The sequence below is a fragment of the Pseudomonas sp. CAN1 genome (genome assembly GCF_030462585.1).
Lineage (GTDB): Bacteria > Pseudomonadota > Gammaproteobacteria > Pseudomonadales > Pseudomonadaceae > Pseudomonas.
Genome location: NZ_JASMRU010000008.1, coordinates 105,274 through 122,327 on the forward strand (window position 1 = coordinate 105,274; position 17,054 = coordinate 122,327).

Sequence of the window (17,054 nt, forward strand, 5' to 3'; positions counted from 1 at the left end):
CGGCGGATAAAGCGTTCCGCTTTATTCGCCCTACCCAACAGGTAGTAGTCCGCCCGCCGGCTTGATTCAGATCATGTCGCACCAGCCCACAGCGGCAGGACACTGCGGGACTCGCCCCGGAGGTCCCCATGCCACCCTCGCCGCACCTGCCCCTCGTGTATTCCTGTTCCGGCTGCTCCAACCTCGCGCAGTTGGCCAATGACCTCGCCCTGCGCCTGGACCGTGACGGCCTGGCGGAGATGTCCTGCATCGCGGGAGTCGGCGGCGACGTGCCGGCGCTGGTGAAGAAGGCCTGCTCCGGCCGGCCGATCATCGCCGTGGACGGCTGCCACCTGCACTGCGTGCAGAACTGCCTGGCGCGCCACGGGGTGAAAGCCGCGCACGAAATCACCCTGACCGAATACGGCCTGAAGAAACGCTACGGCCAGGACGCACCGGTACAGGACTTCGAGATGCTCTACGAGGAACTGCAGTTTCTCGTGCGTGCTCAACCCTGAGCCGCCCCATCCAGATCAAGCACAAGCTCGCAGCACGAACTCAGACGTAGGATGGGTGGAGCTTGCGATACCCATGCTGTCCCGGCACGGCAATCGATGGGGATCGCTGCGCTCCACGCCATCCTACGGGGAGCACGACTCAGGCGTTCTCCTGCACCACCCGACTGGCGCGGCGCATGGCGCTCCACAGCCAGCTCGGCAGGCTATCCGGGTCGAGGCTGTCGATCAGGTTCTTCACTGCCAGCCCCAGCTCGGTATCGCCCTCGATCACCAGGCGACGGCGGAAGAACAGCGTGTCCGGGTCTTCCTGCCGGCCCGCAAGCAACAGGAAGTCGCGCCAGCTGCCACGGATGGTCACGCTGGGCGCGCAGGCGTCGGCGAAACGCAGGCCTTTACGGTCGTGGGTGAAGCTCCAGGCCAGACCGAGATCGCTCACTTCCAGACGCAGCCAGTGCCCGTCGAGGATGTCGAAGGCACCGTCCGCTAATGGCTCGGCAAAGAGGCGGTTGGCGGCTCGTTGCAGCACCAGGCGCTGCAGCCCCGAAGGGACTCGTGCAGCCAGCGGCAGAAGGCGATCGGCAGCGCGCAGGGCGCCGGTTTCCAGAGTCAGCACAGGTTCACCTCATCGCTGCGCAGCATGCCCGGTCGGCCATGCCAGTATCCGTTGCAACCCTCCACCGCCAGCGGCGGCGTGGCGCCCTTGCGCACGCGGTCGAAGGCCTGCACCACTTCCAGCATGCCTTCGGCACGGGGGCTCAGGCGCAGCAGGTCGGCGCCGCTGTCACGCAGCGAGGCATAGTCCGCCAGCAGGTTGCTGGACTCGCCAGACATGGTCTGGATGCCGTTGAGGGTGAACAGCGGCATGCCCTCCTGGCTGAGCATCGACATGCCCTCCGGATAGTTCAGGCAGCAGAACTGGCAGTCGTCCTTGGGCCGGTTCTCTGCCCGCGCGGTGAAGCAGCGCGCCGAATAGGCCAGCGGCAGATGGCCGTAGGCGAACACCTCGGTCTCTACATCGTTGATGCCCAGTTCGTGGGCCTGCTCGATCACCGCGTGAATCTGCTCGCCGGAGCACTCCACCGGCGGCACCCAGCGGCGCAGGCCAGCAGCGTGCAACTCAGCCAGCGTGTGGCCGTTGTAGACGTTGAGCGCCGGGCCGCCGACGAACTCGACGCCCAGGCCGGAGAGAATCTGCACCGCGCCCATGTCGCAGGCCTCGACGCGCAATTCGCCGTTGGCGCACAGCCGGCGCAGCGATGACAGCTCGGAAGCCGCCTCGATCAGCGCGAGCCCCGAGATGAGGATTTCCGCCCCGCTCTGCTGTTGCAGTTCCCGTCCCAGCCCCAGCCAATTGTCGAGCGACATGGCGCGGCGTTTGGAGCAGACGGTTTCGCCGATGTAGATGGCGTCCAGCGGCTGTTCGGCCATCTGCGCATAAAAATCCAGGAGTGTCCGGCGGTCCCAGTAGAACAGCACCGGTCCCAGGCTGAGTTTCATCACGAGGTCCTCACTGCCAGGAGCGATGGTAGGCGCCCAGGGTCGTCTGGTGGCCTTCGGAAAGCTTGTCCAGGGCGTCCTGCCACTGCGTCAGCGCACGGTAGTTCTCCGGCGCGCGCTGCCACGCATCCAGCGCCTGGCGCCAGACGCGGGTGACCTGCTCGACATAGGCCGGGCTGCGTTGCCGGCCCTCAATCTTCACCGCTGCCACGCCGATCTCCGCCAGCTGCGGAATCAGGTCGATGGTGTTCAGGCTGGTGGGTTCTTCCAGGGCGTGGAAACGCTCGCCGTTGACCACGAAACGGCCTTTGCACAGGGTCGGGTAGCCCGCCGGCTCGTCCGGCGCGTAGCGGTCGATCAGCACGTCGTTGAGACGCGAGGTCAGCCCCTCGGGCTCCTCGCTCCAGCGCACCGCCTTGGCCGGCGAGCAGACGCCACAGAGATTCGGCGATTCGCCAGTGACGTAGGACGACAGGTGGCAGCGCCCCTCGGCCATGATGCACAGGCTGCCGAAGGCGAAGACTTCGATGGGCACCGGGCTGTTCGCCGCCACCTGGCGCACCTGCGCCAGCGACAGCACGCGCGGCAGCACGGCGCGGCGGATGCCGTAGCGCTCGTGGTAGAACGCCAGCGCCGCCACATTGGTGGCCGAGCCCTGCACCGAGAGATGCAGCGCGAGGTTCGGGTGGCGTTTGGCGGCATAGCCGAGCACCGCGCAGTCGGCGGCGATCAGCGCATCCACGCCCAGATCGGCGGCGTGGTCCACCGCGCGTTGCCAGCGGGCCCAGCCGGCTGCGCCGGGATAGGTGTTGACCGCCACGTACATCTGCTTGCCGGCGCTGTGGATCAGCTCCACGCCCTGGCGCAGCTGGCGGTCATCGAGGTTGAGGCCGGCGAAATGGCGGGCGTTGGTGTCGTCGCGAAAGCCGACGTAGACCGCGTCGGCGCCCTCGCGCAGGGCCGATTTCAGGGCGGGCAGACTCCCCGCCGGGCAGACCAGTTGCATGTTTCCCCCGGGCAATGCGGAGGCCGCCGGCCCCCGCCGGCAGCCGGGAACGGCGTCAGGCGCCGAGTTCGCTGAAGGACAGGAAGGGCAGCGGCTCGCCGGCGTGCAGGATGCGTCCGGCCTCCACTATCGCCAGGCCATCGGCCCAGCTCGCCGCGCGCAGCATGGCCGAGCCCTGCTGCGGATGCAGGCAGATACGGGCCACACCGCGGCTGTCCAGTTCCAGGCGCGCGCGCAGGTATTGGCGGCGCGAGTTGGCCGTGGGCCAGTCGAAGCCCGCCGGCAGCGTCACCGGCAAGGTATCGATTGCGCAACGCCCCTGGGCACGCCAGAGGAACGGCCGCGCCACCACCAGTGCGGTGACCAGCGCAGCGGCCGGGTTGCCCGGCAGGCCGATCCACGGCTTGCCGGAAATGCTGCCGAACGCCAGCGGTTTGCCCGGCTGCATCTTCAGCTTCCACAGGTGCAGTTCGCCCAGTTCGCGGATCGCCTGCTTGAGGTAGTCGCGGTCGCCCACCGACACCCCGCCGCTGGTGATCAGCACGTCCCATTCGGAAGCGGCGAGGCTCAGCGCATCGCGGCTGGCCGCCAGGGTGTCGGCGAGCACGCCGTAGTCGTGTACTTCCATGCCCCAGCCGCGCAGCAGCGCGCCGATGCTGAAGCGGTTGGCGTTGTAGATCTGCCCTGGTGCCAGTGGCTCACCCGGCTCACGCAGCTCGTCGCCGCTGCTCAACAGGCAGACGCGCAGCGGGCGGTACACGCTGATGCGGTCCAGGCCGACGCTGGCCAGCAGGCCGAGGTCCTGGGCGCGCAGTTTCTGCCCGGCGCTCAGCAGGGCGTCGCCTGCGCGGAGTTCTTCACCGCGACGGCGCACATGGCTGCCGTGCTCGACAGCCGGCACCTGCAGGTAGTCGCCGTCAGCCTGGCAATCTTCCTGGGCGATCACGCTGTCGGCTCCCGGCGGCAACGGCGCGCCGGTGAAGATGCGCATGGCCTCGCCGGGCTGCAGCTCGACCTGGGCGGCGTCGCCGGCGGCGATGTAGCCGGCGATCTTCAGTCGTGCACCGGATGCGCCGCTATCGGCGCTACGCAGGGCGTAGCCGTCCATTGCGCTGTTGTCCCACAGCGGCAGGTCGATGGGCGCTTGCACGTCCTCGGCCAGGACCCGGCCCAGTGCACTCTCCAGGTCGACCTGCACAATGGGTGGCGTCTTCGGCACGAACTCCATCAGCGCGGCGATGGCCTCGTCCACTGGACGCAGGCCGGCGCCGGAACAGCCACAGCCACTCATGACCGTGTACCGCAGGCCATTGCCGGGCGCTCGGGCTGGCGCTTGAGGTGGGGGACGAAATTGCAGGGCTTGGTGCGGCTGTCGAGCTGGTGCACGAGGATCTTTTCCCAGGCGGTCAGGCAGGCGCCGGTGGAGCCCGGCAGGCAGCAGACCAGGGTGCCATTGGTGACGCCAGCGAGGGCGCGGGACTGCAGGGTGGAGGTGCCGATTTCCTCGCGGGAAATCTGCCGGAACAGCTCGCCGAAACCGTCCGCCGTGCGTTCGAGCAGCGGGGCGACGGCTTGCGGGGTGTTGTCGCGGGCGGTGAAACCGGTACCGCCGGTGATCAGGCCGACCTGGATTTTCGCATCGGCAATCCAGGCCGAGACCACGGCGCGAATCTGGTAGATATCGTCGATCACCAGGCGGCGTTCGGCGAGGACGTGGCCGGCGCGCTGCAGGGAGGTGACCAGGGCCTGGCCGGAGGTGTCGTTGTGCAGGTTGCGGGTATCGCTGACGGTGAGGACGGCGATCTGGAGCGGCTGGAATTCCGCGGTGCTGAGATGGCTCATGAGGGGCTCTCCGGGACGGAGCAAAAAGGGCTGCTGCCAGCCTGCGCCCCTTCCCCTCCAGCGCCCATTCCTCCTAGGAGGTACTGCCCCGGCTCGTGCGGGGCATCGCCCTCATCGCACGGACGGCACTTGTAGGAGCGAGCTTGCTCGCGAACCGCACTCTGCCACCCTCCACGGCAGAACACTCATGCTGGCGGCGCAGGGGAGTCGATGGGTATCGCTGCGCTCCACGCCATCCTACGTTTGTGCTCCGCCCTGATGTCGGTGTGGAGGGGACCTCCCATCGCGGACAAGGTCCGCTCCTGCGTGAAGTTCTGCGCAGGAGCAGCCCTCTCCCCCGCCCTCTCCCTGAAGGGAGAGGGAGCTATCAGTGCCGGCTGACACTGCGGTTTCAGTCGGCACCGAGCCAGTCCCCTCTCCCTTCAGGGAGAGGGTTAGGGAGAGGGGAAATCCAAGGCACGATCTATCAGAAGAAGACAGTTGCTCCTACAAAAGCGCTGACGCTGGTGCCTGCCGGCTCAGCCCTCCCAGCGCTCGGCAGCGGACTTGTCGCTGCAGCGGCCTTCGACCCAGCGCGGGCCGTCGCTGGTGTCTTCCTTCTTCCAGAACGGCGCGCGGGTCTTGAGGTAATCCATGACGAAGTTGCAGGCGTCGAAGGCCGCCTGGCGGTGGGCGCTGGCAGCACCGACGAAGACGATGGGCTCGCCCGGTTCCAGACGGCCGATGCGGTGGAGGATTTCCAGGCGCAGCAGCGGCCAGCGCTGGTTGGCCTCGATCTCGATTTTCGCCAGCGCCTTCTCGGTCATGCCGGCGTAGTGTTCGAGGAACAGGCCGGCAACCTCGCGGCCATCATTGAAATCACGCACGTAGCCAACGAAGCCGACCACCGCGCCGACGCCGACGTTGGCGGCATGCATCGCGTTGAGTTCGGCGCCCGGATCGAACGCCGCCGGCTGGACGCGGATCGCCATGGCTTCAGCCTCCGGTAACGGTGGGGAAGAACGCCACCTCGTCGCCGTCGGCGAGGGGCTCGTCCAGGGAGCACAGCTCCTGGTTGCGCGCGCACATCAGGTTCTGCTCGCCGAGCACTTCCCAGACGCCGCCACGCTCCAGCAGCAGGCGCCGCAGGTCGTCGAGGTTGGCCAGGTTGTCGCTCCAGTTCAGCTGCTCGCCGTCCAGGCCGAGGGCTTCACGGTAGCGGGCGAAGTACTGCACGCGGATCATGGGGTGTCTCCTGCTGCGCTTTCTGTAGCAACGTAGTGGCCGCTTTTACCGCCGAGCTTCTCCAGCACACGAACGCTGTCGATGGTCATGCCGCGGTCAACGGCCTTGCACATGTCATAGATGGTCAGCGCGGCGACACTGGCGGCGGTCAGCGCTTCCATCTCCACGCCGGTCTGCCCGGCCAGCTTGCAGCGGGCGACGATGTGCACGGTGTCCTCACCCTCGGCGGCCAGTTCGACCTTGACGCTGGTGAGCAGCAGCGGGTGGCACAGCGGGATCAGTTCGTGGGTGCGCTTGGCCGCCTGGATGCCGGCGATACGCGCCACGGCGAACACGTCGCCCTTGGGATGGCCGCCGTCCTGGATCAGTTGCAGGGTCGACGGGAGCATGCGCACCCGGGCTTCGGCCACGGCCTCACGGGACGTCACGGCTTTCTCGGTGACATCGACCATGTTGGCGCGGCCCTGGGAATCGAGATGGGTCAGCACGGCTGGGAACTCTCCGGGGGATCAGGGGAACAGTGTACTCCCCGTGTGCGCGGCCGGCGGAACGGCGGACGGCGCGTTGGGGGGAGGATTGTATACAAGAATAGGTATGCGCGGCTTGGCCGATGTAGCGGGAGCTGGGCGGGTTCGCGAGCAAGCTCGCTCCTACGAAAAGCCCATTGGCACGCCGCCTGAACTGTAGGAGCGAGCTTGCTCGCGAACAGGCTACCCGGCTGACTGCTCGACTGCCGACACTGCCCAACGATCCCCTCGACCACTTGCGGGGGAGGGTCAGGGAGAGGGAGCGGAAGTTGCCCCAACGCTGAGGCATGGCTGAACGCCGCCCCTCTCCCCAGCCCTCTCCCTGAAGGGAGAGGGGGTTATCTGGAGCAAGGGAGGAAGTCAGCAGAAGCCGGTTACCGCATGCCGACTACAGATGTGCCTCGGCAAACTCCGCCAGCACCGAGCGCGGTACCCCTTGCAGGGTCACGTGCACGCCGTGGGGGAAGTCCTTGAAGCGTTCGGTCAGGTAGGTCAGGCCGGAGCTGGTGGCCGACAGGTAGGGGGTGTCGATCTGCGCCAGGTTGCCCAGGCAGATCACCTTCGAACCGTTGCCCGCGCGAGTGATGATGGTCTTCATCTGGTGCGGGGTGAGGTTCTGGCATTCGTCGATCAGGATCAGGCTCTGCTGGAAGCTGCGGCCGCGGATGTAGTTCAGCGACTTGAACTGCAGCGGCACCTTGCTGAGGATGTAGTCGACGCTGCCGTGGGTGCACTCGTCGTCCGAATGCAGGGCTTCGAGGTTGTCGGTGATCGCGCCGAGCCAGGGCTCCATCTTCTCCGCCTCGGTGCCGGGCAGGAAGCCGATGTCCTCGTCCAGCCCCTGCACGCTGCGGGTGGCGATGATGCGCTTGTAGCGCTTGGTGACCATGGTCTGCTCGATGGAAGCCGCCAGGGCGAGGATGGTCTTGCCCGAGCCCGCCGCACCGGACAGGTTGACCAGATGGATGTCCGGGTCGAGCAGCGCGTACAGCGCCAGCGACTGGTACACGTCACGCGGGCGCAGGCCCCAGGCCTCCTGGTGCAGCAGCGGCTCCTGGTGCAGGTCGAGGATGGTCAGCTCGTCCTGGTGGATGCCCTTGATCCAGCCGACGAAACCCTGTTCATCGACGATGAACTCGTTGATGTGCACCGCCGGCAGGTTGTCGGTGAGTTGCACGCGATGCCAGGTGCGCCCGTGGTCCTGGCGGGTCTCCACCTTGCTCACGCGGTCCCAGAACGAGCCGCTGAGGGAGTGGTAGCCACGCGACAGCAGGTTGATGTCGTCGACCAACTGGTCGGTGTGGTAATCCTCGGCGAACACCCCGCAGGCACGCGCCTTCAGGCGCATGTTGATGTCCTTGGTGACCAGCACCACGCGCTTGCTGCTGTGGCGGCTCTTCAGTTCCACCAGCTGGTTGATGATCTTGTTGTCGTTGAGGTGCTCGGGCAGCCAGGTGATCGGCTCCGCGCGCTTGCTCATGAGGATCGACAGGCTGCCGCACGGCCCGCTCTTGCCGCGCTGGATGGGTACGCCGGTCTCCACTTGCTCGGGCGAGGCTTCGCCCAGTACCGAGTCGATCAGGCGGATCGCCTGGCGACATTCGGCGGCCACGGTGTGTTTGCCGGTCTTGAGCTTGTCCAGTTCCTCCAGCACCGTCATCGGGATGGCGACATGGTGCTCCTGGAAATTCAGCAAGGCGTTGGGATCGTGGATCAGGACGTTGGTGTCGAGGACGTACAGGGTGGGCTGGGTGGGGCGGGAGCGTCCGTGGTCATCCATACGCAGGTCACCTCTTGTAGGAGCGTTACGACGGAATGCCTTTACAGCGCTCCGCCGTGCGGTGAGCCACCGTCTCCGGTTCCTGGATTCAGGGCAGGTTCCGGAGTACTGCAAGAAGAGACGGGCCGGGCCGGGGCCGCCACCTGTCTGCAGGGTTCGGCGGTCTACGTCTCAACAAATACAGGAAAAAACATGACGATAAAAAGTCTTTTTCCTTCCTAAGAAGGTTTTTTTCGTCGTACGACGAAATACCTTGGCGGCGACCTCGGACAGCGCTAGTTTTAGGGGTCCCACCTGCCGCAAAACGTCGCCGTTCCTTCGACGGATCAGTCCCTTAGCCCCTGCACCCGGTCTAGCCCGGCGCCTTGCGCCACGCACCGCCCCTCAGCACTCCTGCGCCCTGCCTATATAGATGTCGCCGCGCCCGCGCGCCGGATGCTAATCGTCCCCATAGGTGGAGCCAGCGGCTGCAACTCCTTACAATCGCGCCTCGATTGCAGGAGCGCGCTTGTAGGAGACCGCACGATGCTGATGGTGATTTCCCCCGCCAAGACCCTGGACTACGACACCGCTCCGGTGACGCAGCGTTTCACCCTGCCCGAGCACCTGGACGATGCCCAGGAGCTGATCGGCATCCTGCGGGAGCTGACCCCGGCGCAGATCGCCGAGCTGATGCACCTGTCGGACAAGCTGGCCGGCCTGAATGCCGCGCGCTTCGGCAGCTGGCACCCGGAGTTCACCCAGGCCAACGCCAAGCAGGCGCTGCTGGCGTTCAAGGGTGACGTCTATACCGGCATGCAGGCCGAGGACTTCAGCGAAGCCGACTTCGATTTCGCCCAGCGCCACCTGCGCATGCTTTCCGGCCTCTACGGCGTGCTGCGTCCGCTGGACCTGATGCAGCCGTACCGCCTGGAAATGGGCACCAAACTGGCCAACGCCCGCGGCAAGGACCTCTACGCCTTCTGGGGCGAGCGCATCAGCGGCTGGCTGAACGACTCCCTCGCCGAACAGGGCGACGACGTGCTGCTCAACCTGGCCTCCAACGAGTACTTCGGCGCGGTGAAGCGCAAGGCCCTGAACGCGCGGGTGATCGACACCGAGTTCAAGGACCTGAAGAACGGCCAGTACAAGATCATCAGCTTCTACGCCAAGAAAGCCCGCGGGATGATGGCGCGCTACGTGATCAAGGAACGCCTGACCAACCCCGAAGGCCTGAAGGACTTCAACTACGCGGGCTACGCCTACAGCGCCGAGCATTCCAAGGCAGACCAGCTGGTGTTCCTGCGCGACCACGCTGACGATTGATCTGCCATTGCTGCAGTACCAGACGGGAGCCCTTAGGGCTCCCGTTTTTGTTTGCGAGCGCGAGGCCTGTTGCAGCGCCCTACGGGCATGATTGCGGGCATGTAGCGCCTACCGGGAAACATCGGTGTTGGGCGGTTCGCGAGCAAGCTCGCTCCTACAGTGCTGGCGCCAATCGGAGGCAGGTCCTGGGATAGGCACAGCCCGCCGCGGAGGATTTCGCGGACTAGGTCCGCTCCTACAGGGATATTCGGAGCAGTTCGTAGGGCGCATAACGCGCCAGCGTTATCCGCCGTGGTGGCAGCGGCGGATAACCCGTTCCGGGTTATGCGCCCTACGTACTTAAGCGGAAACGTCGGTGCTGCGCGGTTCGCGAGCAAGCTCGCTCCTACGAAAAGCCAATGCGCCGCTCTGGCTCTGGCTCTGGTTCTGGTTCTGGTTCTGGTTCTGGTTCTGAAGGCTTCCAGTGAAATTTCCGCACGCGCCGAACGCCCCTTTCAGGAGGCCGAAGGTGATCGGAGTTTCAGGGGTTGAGCGACATGGATGTCGCGAGAGCCGCGATGGGCCAGGGATGGCCCTTCGTGGGGGGACGCCTAGTTCGGGCCCCTGAAACTCCGAAGAACCGAGGGTACTTTTCGCGAAGCGAAAAGCCGGATGCAGGGGCAAGACCTTTTGGTTCCTTTTGGGGCGTTTGCCAAAAGGGACTCGCCCGAGGGGGCGAAACACAAGGCCCGCGCTCACGCCGAGGCGGCGCAGAACACCTCAGCAGAAGCAGCAAAAACCGGCACCACTTAAGCAAAGGCAAACGTCAGGCCTGCCGACGGCTCGCGGGCACGGCCCGTTTCTGCAGAAAATCACTCGCCACTGCCGCCCCGCTTCCGGTCTATTTCGCCCCCCGAATCGCCCCTGATTCCAACTGGCCTGTAAGCCATTGACCATACGACCACCCGGTCACCCATACCCAATCTGTACGTTTACTACCCAAAACACCCCCTGAAGACCACACACACCCAATGGTCAAAACGACCGTTCGTCCGCTTCAGGATTAATAGTGAGAAAATTTTTCGACCCGCCGGACAGGTCGATTGGATGGAAATCATCCTGATTCGCTCCCTGCCTTGTAATCCATTGGCCATTACCAGCCCTTGGCCATGACATGCATTTCACGATTGCACTTTGCAAGAGGCAAAGCTGAACGGCAGCTGAACGAATGTCTTAACGACGATACAGGGTCGTTTTCAACGAATTTTTCAATGGAACTTTCCCCAACCATGCACATTGCACTGGGCAAAGCGCCGTGCAATTGGCCATTAACTCGGCATCAGCTGATAGCAATTGGATATTTCAAATCATTTCGCAGGCGGGATGAGCGGAAGGAACTAACCGCATTTGAGATAAATCCTATTTGCGCAACGACCATCGTTGGCAAAACAGAAATGCCCCGGTGGAAATTGGCTTGTTCAGTTACAAGGTTATTTCGATCGGCTATCGACGACTTACCTTCAAACTGCAACCCAATGAAATCACTGAACTTTTCAGATGACGAGGCAATCATCTAACCAGACTAGAGCACGCCAGGCAGACACTGCACCAACTTTGCAATCTGCCTGAAACATAACAGGGCAACTATCGAAAGTTCGCCCCAATACTGTGCTCGAAAGTTTAGCACTCGATTCCCATGCCTGCCTGGAAGGAAATACGGAGAACACTCCAACAGTGAACTCCAGGGGTTCTTGCACCCTTTAAAAAGCGCCCTACCGGGCAACTTTAAACAGTTCGACCATTGAAGAGGTGAATGCGATGCGTATCAGCATCTTTGGTCTTGGGTATGTTGGCGCAGTATGTGCCGGCTGCCTGTCCGCACGAGGCCATGAAGTCGTTGGGGTGGATGTTTCCACCACCAAGATCGATCTGATCAACAACGGAAAGTCGCCCATCGTCGAGCCGGGCCTGGAGCCCCTGCTGGAGCAGGGCATCCGCACCGGTCGCCTGTCGGGCACCACCGACTTCAAGAAGGCCGTCCTGGACACCGACGTGTCGTTCATCTGCGTCGGCACCCCGAGCAAGAAGAACGGCGACCTGGACCTTGGCTACATCGAGTCCGTCTGCCGCGAGATCGGCTACGCCATCCGCGAGAAGAAGGAGCGCCACACCGTGGTCGTGCGCAGCACCGTGCTGCCGGGCACCGTGAACAACGTGGTGATCCCGATCATCGAGGACTGCGCGGGCAAGAAAGCCGGCGCCGACTTCGGCGTGGGCACCAACCCGGAGTTCCTCCGCGAATCCACCGCGATCAAGGACTACGACTTCCCGCCCATGACCGTCATCGGCGAGCTGGACAGCCAGACCGGCGACCTGCTCGAAGAAATCTACCGTGAGCTGGACGCGCCGATCATCCGCAAGACCATCGAGGTCGCCGAGATGATCAAGTACACCTGCAACGTCTGGCACGCGGCCAAGGTCACCTTCGCCAACGAGATCGGCAACATCGCCAAGGCCGTCGGCGTCGACGGCCGCGAGGTGATGGATGTGATCTGCCAGGACCGCAAGCTGAACCTGTCGCGCTACTACATGAAGCCCGGCTTCGCCTTCGGCGGCTCCTGCCTGCCCAAGGACGTGCGCGCCCTCACCTACCGCGCCAGCCAGCTGGACATCGAGCACCCGATGCTCGGCTCGATCATGCGCAGCAACCAGCACCAGGTGCAGAAGGCCTTCGACATCATCGCCGCCCACGGCAGCCGCAAGGTCGGCCTGCTCGGCCTGTCGTTCAAGTCGGGCACCGACGACCTGCGCGAAAGCCCGCTGGTGGAACTGGCCGAGATGCTCATCGGCAAGGGCTACGAGCTGCAGATCTTCGACCGCAACGTCGAGTACGCCCGCGTCCATGGCGCGAACAAGGAGTACATCGAATCGAAGATCCCGCACGTCTCCTCGCTGCTGGTTTCGGACCTGGACGCGGTCGTGAAGTCCTCCGACGTGCTGGTACTGGGCAACGGTGACGAGCTGTTCGTCGACGTGGTGAAGCAAGCGCCCGAAGGCAAGAAGGTCGTCGACCTGATCGGCTTCATGCCGAGCACCACTGACGACCGCGCCGAAGGCATCTGCTGGTAACGCGCCGCTCTTCGTAGGAGCGAGCTTGCTCGCGAACGCTCTCCGCCGCACCACCGTGCCCAGCGGGTTCGCGAACAGGTTCGCTCCGACAGGAGCCCCTCCTCCCCAGAAGCGACAGACGGATTTCGACGATGGAAACCTACAAACGAGTAATCGGTGAAGCCACCGGCTGGCTGGTCTTTCTCGGCCTGCTGATGCTGCTGGCGCTGCTGGTGCCGCCGACGGTGTTCGACGCCGACTCCAAGGACTTCCTGCTGCTGATCGGCGCAGTCGGCATCTGGCGCTACTCCATGGGCGGCCTGCATTTCCTGCGCGGCATGTTGTTCCTCTACGTGGTCTACCCGCACTACCGCCGCAAGATGCGCAAGCTCGGCGAGGCGGCCGACCCGTCCCACGTGTACCTGATGGTCACCAGTTTCCGTATCGATGCGCTGACCACCTCGATGGTCTATCGCTCGGTCATCGAAGAAGCCATTGCCTGCGGCTACCCCACCACCGTGGTGTGCTCCATCGTCGAGATGTCCGACGAGGTGCTGATCAAGCAGCAGTGGCAGAAGCTCAACCCGCCGGACCACGTGCAACTCGACTTCGTGCGCATCCCCGGCACCGGCAAGCGTGACGGCCTGGCCCACGGCTTCCGCGCCATCTCCCGCCACCTGCCGGACGAAGATGCGGTGGTCGCGGTGATCGACGGCGACACCGTGCTCGAGCCCGGCGTGGTGAAGAAGACCGTGCCCTGGTTCAAGCTCTTCCCCAACGTCGGCGGCCTGACCACCAACGAATTCTGCGAAGTGCAGGGCAGCTACGTGATGAGCGAGTGGCACAAGCTGCGCTTCGCCCAGCGCCACATCAACATGTGCTCCATGGCCCTGTCCAAGCGCGTGCTGACCATGACCGGGCGCATGTCGGTGTTCCGCGCCGCCGTGGTCACCGACCCGGACTTCATCACTGACGTGGAAAGCGATCACCTGGACCACTGGCGCCTGGGTCGCTTCCAGTTCCTCACCGGCGACGACAAGTCCAGCTGGTACAGCCTGATGCGCCTGGGCTACGACACCTTCTACGTGCCGGACGCAGCGATCAACACGGTCGAACACCCGCCGGAGAAGAGCTTCATCAAGGCCAGCCGCAAGCTGATGTTCCGCTGGTACGGCAACAACCTGCGGCAGAACTCCCGCGCCCTGGCCCTCGGCCCACAACGCCTGGGCTGGTTCACCAGCGTGGTGCTGTTCGACCAGCGCCTGTCGATGTGGACCTGCCTGCTCGGCCTGGTCGCCGCGATCATCGCCAGCATCAAGTACAGCATCGCCTTCCTGCTCATCTACCTGCTGTGGATCGGCATCACCCGCTTCGTGCTGACCCTGCTGCTGTCGCTGTCGGGCCACCACATCGGCCCGGCCTACCCGGCGATCCTCTATTACAACCAGATCGTCGGCGCGCTGGTGAAGATCTACGTGTTCTTCCGCCTCGACCAGCAGTCGTGGACCCGCCAGAACACCAAGCTCGACCGCGGCCTGGCCAGCTTCCAGCGCTGGTTCAACACCTGGTCCTCGCGAGCCATGACCTTTTCCGCGGCCAGCGTCTTCGTCGCCGTACTGCTGACCATCGTCTGACCCGACTTCTATCTACGAACAGGACTCGACCTCATGAATACCGCCGTCAACGTCAATGTCGTGCATGAATCCGAAGCCCAGCGCCAGCACGCCCGGGTCAAGCTGCCGGCTCGTATCCGCTACATCGCCACCAATCGAGAAGGCGCAGACGCCCGCCTGCTGGACCTGTCCGCCGGCGGCTTCGCCTTCACCTCGGCGAACAACACCCCGGTACAGGTCGGCGACCTGCACAAGGGCAAGCTGCTGTTCCAGATCGACAGCATCAGCTTCTCCCTGGAAGTGGAATTCCAGGTGCGCTCCTATGACCGCGAAAGTGCCCGCGTCGGCTGCGAATTCCAGCACCTGAAGCCGCGCGAGATCGCTGCCCTGCGCTACCTGATCACCTCCTACCTGGCCGGTGAAGTGGTCAGCGTCGGCGATATGCTCAACACCCTGCAACGCGAGAACTTCACCAAGGCCCGCAAGCACGGCGCTGGCTCGGGCGGCATGGGCTTCTTCGGCCGCTTCCGCGCGGTCACCGTGAGCACCGCGATCTTCGTCGTCGGCGTCGGCGCCTTCGCGGTGATCCTCAACCAGATCTACAACCTGTACTTCGTCACCCATGCCGATTCCGGCGTGGTCAGCGTCGCCAACCAGCAGATCACCATGCCCCGCGAGGGCACCGTGGAAAGCCTGGTGGAGCCCGGCGCCCAGGTCGCCAAGGGCGCACCGATCGCCTCCTTCTCCGCCAACCTGCTGGACCTGCTCAAGGGCAACCTGACCGAAGAACAGCTCAACCCGAGCAACATCGAGAAGCTCTTCGGCCACCAGATGAAGGGCACCCTGACCAGCCCCTGCGATTGCATCGTGGTGGAACAGCGCGTCGCCAACGGCCAGTTCGCCAACAAGGGCGACGTGATCTTCACCCTGACCCCGCGCGACAGCCTGGCCAGCGTGGAAGCGCGCTTCCCCTACCGCAATGCCGCCGAACTCTCCCCCGGCACCCACGTGAACTTCCAGGTCGCCGGCGACAGCGAAGTGCGCGGCGGCCGCATCCAGCGCACCGCGCCGGTGGACGGTGACCTGTCCTCGGAAATCCGCGTGCAGATCACCCCCGACCAGCCGCTCGACAGCCAGATGGCTGGCCGCCCGACTGAAGTCAGCATCGGCGGCCTGCCGGGCCGCACCCTGCTGAACAAGGCGATGGCCCTGGCCACCGCCCGCTAAGAGGACCGCCCGCATGAATCGACCTGTCCTGCGATACGCCCCGCACCTCGGCCGACATATTGGATTGGCCCTGGCCATCGCCGCGGCCGCCGGTTGCGCCGGCCTGCCCGACCAGCGTCTGGCCCAGGAGGCGCTGGAGCGCGGCGACATCGCCACCGCCCAGGCCAACTTCCAGGCCCTGGCCACCATGGGTTACGCCGACGCACAGGTCGGACTGGCCGACATGCAGGCCGCCACCGGCGACCCCGACGAACAGGCCCGCGCCGAGAAGCTCTACCGCGAAGCGGCGGAAAGCTCGCCGCGTGCCCGCGCCCGCCTCGGCAAGTGGCTGGCAGCCAAGCCCGGCGGCAGCGATGCCGAGCACCGCGAAGCCGAACAACTGCTGACCCGCGCCTTCGACGAAGGCGAGGACAGCGCACTGGTGCCGCTGATCGTCCTCTACCTGCAGTACCCGCAGGCCTGGCCGAACGTGAACCCGCAGCAGCGCATCGACCAGTGGCGCGCCCAGGGCCTGCCGCAGGCGGACCTGGCGCAGATCATCCTGTACCGCACCCAGGGCACCTACGACCAGCATCTGGGCGAAGTCGAACAGGTCTGCCAGCGCTGGCTGAACCGCATGGACGTGTGCTGGATGGAACTGGCCACCGTGTACCAGAAGCAGGGCAATGCGGATAAGCAGAAGGCCCACATCGAAGCGCTCAAGGCAGGCTGGAAGGCCGGCCGCGTGCCGTCCGAGCGCGTCGAGTCGGTGGCCGGCGTGCTGGCCGACCCGAACATCGGCACCGCCGACCCGCAGGCCGCCCAGGCGCTGCTCACCGAGATCGCCCCGACCTACCCGGCCGCCTGGGTCAGCCTGGCCAAGCTGCAGTACGACAACCCCGACCTGGGCGACCTCGACCAGATGCTCGACTACCTGAAGAAGGCCCAGGACGCCGCCCAGCCCCGCGCCGAGCTGCTGCTCGGGCGCCTCTACTACGACGGCAAGTGGGCACCGCAGGAACCGCAGAAGGCCGAGCAGCACCTGCTCAAGGCCGCCGCTACCGAGCCGCAGGCGCACTACTACCTGGGGCAGATCTACCGCCGTGGCTTCCTCGGCCAGGTCTACCCGCAGAAGGCCGTGGACCACCTGATCATCGCCGCCCGTGCCGGCCAGGCCAGCGCCGACATGGCCCTCGCCCAGCTCTATTCGCAGGGCCGCGGCATCCGCCCCAACCTGGTCAACGCCTATGTCTTCGGCGAGCTCGCCCAGCGCCAGCAGGTGCCCACCGCCAGCGACCTGATGGCGCAGATCGAACCGCAGATCCAGCCGGCCGACCGCAGCGCGGCCCAGCAGTTGCTCAAGCGTGAAGAACAGGCTCGCGGCGCCAACTGGCAAGCCACCGTCAGCCTTCTGCAGAACAACCAGGAACAAGAAAATCTATGAAGCGCACCGACCCGATGTCCACCCCG

The 17,054-nt window shown here is 65.0% G+C and carries 15 protein-coding genes; 6 read left to right on the forward strand and 9 right to left on the reverse strand.

From position 1 onward, the window contains the following. Positions 1 to 128: 128 nt before the first annotated feature. Positions 129 to 497, forward strand: coding sequence for a putative zinc-binding protein (locus tag QO207_RS13805; RefSeq protein ID WP_301532948.1), 369 nt, complete (start codon positions 129 to 131; stop codon positions 495 to 497). Between the two features lie 139 nt (positions 498 to 636). On the opposite strand, the gene QO207_RS13810 is transcribed toward QO207_RS13805, so the two are convergent. The 9 genes from QO207_RS13810 to QO207_RS13850 all read right to left on the reverse strand — a co-directional run bounded on the left by QO207_RS13810 (position 637) and on the right by QO207_RS13850 (position 8,373). Further along, the gene (locus QO207_RS13810; RefSeq protein WP_301532949.1) at positions 637 to 1,110 is read right to left on the reverse strand and encodes an SCP2 domain-containing protein; all 474 of its coding nucleotides are present in this window, start codon (positions 1,108 to 1,110) and stop codon (positions 637 to 639) included. Then, positions 1,104 to 1,994 carry a U32 family peptidase gene (locus QO207_RS13815; protein ID WP_301532950.1) on the reverse strand — a complete coding sequence of 297 codons (891 nt, stop codon included), beginning with the start codon at positions 1,992 to 1,994 and terminating at the stop codon, positions 1,104 to 1,106. Before QO207_RS13815 ends, QO207_RS13810 begins: the two co-directional genes overlap by 7 nt. A gap of 10 nt (positions 1,995 to 2,004) precedes the next feature. Next, on the reverse strand, positions 2,005 to 3,000 hold the full coding sequence (locus tag QO207_RS13820) for a peptidase U32 family protein (protein WP_301532951.1): 996 nt from the start codon (positions 2,998 to 3,000) through the stop codon (positions 2,005 to 2,007). 55 nt (positions 3,001 to 3,055) lie between these two features. Continuing rightward, on the reverse strand, positions 3,056 to 4,291 hold the full coding sequence (gene glp / locus QO207_RS13825; RefSeq protein ID WP_301532952.1) for a gephyrin-like molybdotransferase Glp: 1,236 nt from the start codon (positions 4,289 to 4,291) through the stop codon (positions 3,056 to 3,058). Beyond that, positions 4,288 to 4,842 carry a molybdenum cofactor biosynthesis protein B gene (gene moaB, locus QO207_RS13830; protein ID WP_301532953.1) on the reverse strand — a complete coding sequence of 185 codons (555 nt, stop codon included), beginning with the start codon at positions 4,840 to 4,842 and terminating at the stop codon, positions 4,288 to 4,290. Before moaB ends, glp begins: the two co-directional genes overlap by 4 nt. Positions 4,843 to 5,360: 518 nt before the next feature. After that, positions 5,361 to 5,813, reverse strand: coding sequence for a molybdopterin synthase catalytic subunit MoaE (moaE, locus tag QO207_RS13835; RefSeq protein WP_301532954.1), 453 nt, complete (start codon positions 5,811 to 5,813; stop codon positions 5,361 to 5,363). 4 nt (positions 5,814 to 5,817) lie between these two features. Continuing rightward, on the reverse strand, positions 5,818 to 6,066 hold the full coding sequence (locus tag QO207_RS13840; RefSeq protein ID WP_301532955.1) for a MoaD/ThiS family protein: 249 nt from the start codon (positions 6,064 to 6,066) through the stop codon (positions 5,818 to 5,820). Next, positions 6,063 to 6,554, reverse strand: a complete 492-nt coding sequence (gene moaC, locus QO207_RS13845; protein ID WP_301532956.1) for a cyclic pyranopterin monophosphate synthase MoaC — start codon at positions 6,552 to 6,554, stop codon at positions 6,063 to 6,065. The genes QO207_RS13840 and moaC overlap by 4 nt, the downstream gene beginning before the upstream one ends. A gap of 427 nt (positions 6,555 to 6,981) precedes the next feature. Continuing rightward, complete coding sequence (locus QO207_RS13850) at positions 6,982 to 8,373, reverse strand: PhoH family protein (RefSeq protein WP_301532957.1); 1,392 nt, start codon at positions 8,371 to 8,373, stop codon at positions 6,982 to 6,984. 525 nt (positions 8,374 to 8,898) lie between these two features. Here QO207_RS13850 and yaaA point away from each other — a divergent pair. From yaaA to algK, 5 genes are all read left to right on the forward strand, one after another. Next, positions 8,899 to 9,678: a peroxide stress protein YaaA gene (gene yaaA / locus QO207_RS13855; protein WP_301532958.1), complete on the forward strand. Its 780-nt coding sequence runs from the start codon at positions 8,899 to 8,901 to the stop codon at positions 9,676 to 9,678. A gap of 1,797 nt (positions 9,679 to 11,475) precedes the next feature. Beyond that, entirely contained in the window at positions 11,476 to 12,786 is a 1,311-nt protein-coding gene (algD, locus tag QO207_RS13860; protein WP_301532959.1) for a GDP-mannose 6-dehydrogenase, read from the forward strand. Positions 12,787 to 12,917: 131 nt separating this feature from the next. After that, positions 12,918 to 14,399 (forward strand): mannuronan synthase, encoded by a 1,482-nt coding sequence (gene alg8 / locus QO207_RS13865; protein WP_301532960.1) that lies wholly within the window; start codon positions 12,918 to 12,920, stop codon positions 14,397 to 14,399. 33 nt (positions 14,400 to 14,432) lie between these two features. Further along, positions 14,433 to 15,605: an alginate biosynthesis protein Alg44 gene (locus QO207_RS13870; protein WP_301532961.1), complete on the forward strand. Its 1,173-nt coding sequence runs from the start codon at positions 14,433 to 14,435 to the stop codon at positions 15,603 to 15,605. Positions 15,606 to 15,618: 13 nt separating this feature from the next. Further along, positions 15,619 to 17,028, forward strand: coding sequence for an alginate biosynthesis TPR repeat lipoprotein AlgK (gene algK / locus QO207_RS13875; protein ID WP_301532962.1), 1,410 nt, complete (start codon positions 15,619 to 15,621; stop codon positions 17,026 to 17,028). Positions 17,029 to 17,054: the final 26 nt, after the last annotated feature.

Bases quoted from the DNA above. Each gene is read 5' to 3' on its own strand.
- QO207_RS13820 (WP_301532951.1), bottom strand. From the start codon at position 3,000: ATGCAACTGGTCTGCCCGGCGGGGAGTCTGCCCGCCCTGAAATCGGCC.
- QO207_RS13850 (WP_301532957.1), bottom strand. From the start codon at position 8,373: ATGGATGACCACGGACGCTCCCGCCCCACCCAGCCCACCCTGTACGTC.
- QO207_RS13805 (WP_301532948.1), top strand. From the start codon at position 129: ATGCCACCCTCGCCGCACCTGCCCCTCGTGTATTCCTGTTCCGGCTGC.
- QO207_RS13815 (WP_301532950.1), bottom strand. From the start codon at position 1,994: ATGAAACTCAGCCTGGGACCGGTGCTGTTCTACTGGGACCGCCGGACA.
- moaB (WP_301532953.1), bottom strand. From the start codon at position 4,842: ATGAGCCATCTCAGCACCGCGGAATTCCAGCCGCTCCAGATCGCCGTC.
- yaaA (WP_301532958.1), top strand. From the start codon at position 8,899: ATGCTGATGGTGATTTCCCCCGCCAAGACCCTGGACTACGACACCGCT.
- QO207_RS13840 (WP_301532955.1), bottom strand. From the start codon at position 6,066: ATGATCCGCGTGCAGTACTTCGCCCGCTACCGTGAAGCCCTCGGCCTG.
- alg8 (WP_301532960.1), top strand. From the start codon at position 12,918: ATGGAAACCTACAAACGAGTAATCGGTGAAGCCACCGGCTGGCTGGTC.
- glp (WP_301532952.1), bottom strand. From the start codon at position 4,291: ATGAGTGGCTGTGGCTGTTCCGGCGCCGGCCTGCGTCCAGTGGACGAG.
- algK (WP_301532962.1), top strand. From the start codon at position 15,619: ATGAATCGACCTGTCCTGCGATACGCCCCGCACCTCGGCCGACATATT.
- QO207_RS13870 (WP_301532961.1), top strand. From the start codon at position 14,433: ATGAATACCGCCGTCAACGTCAATGTCGTGCATGAATCCGAAGCCCAG.
- moaE (WP_301532954.1), bottom strand. From the start codon at position 5,813: ATGGCGATCCGCGTCCAGCCGGCGGCGTTCGATCCGGGCGCCGAACTC.
- algD (WP_301532959.1), top strand. From the start codon at position 11,476: ATGCGTATCAGCATCTTTGGTCTTGGGTATGTTGGCGCAGTATGTGCC.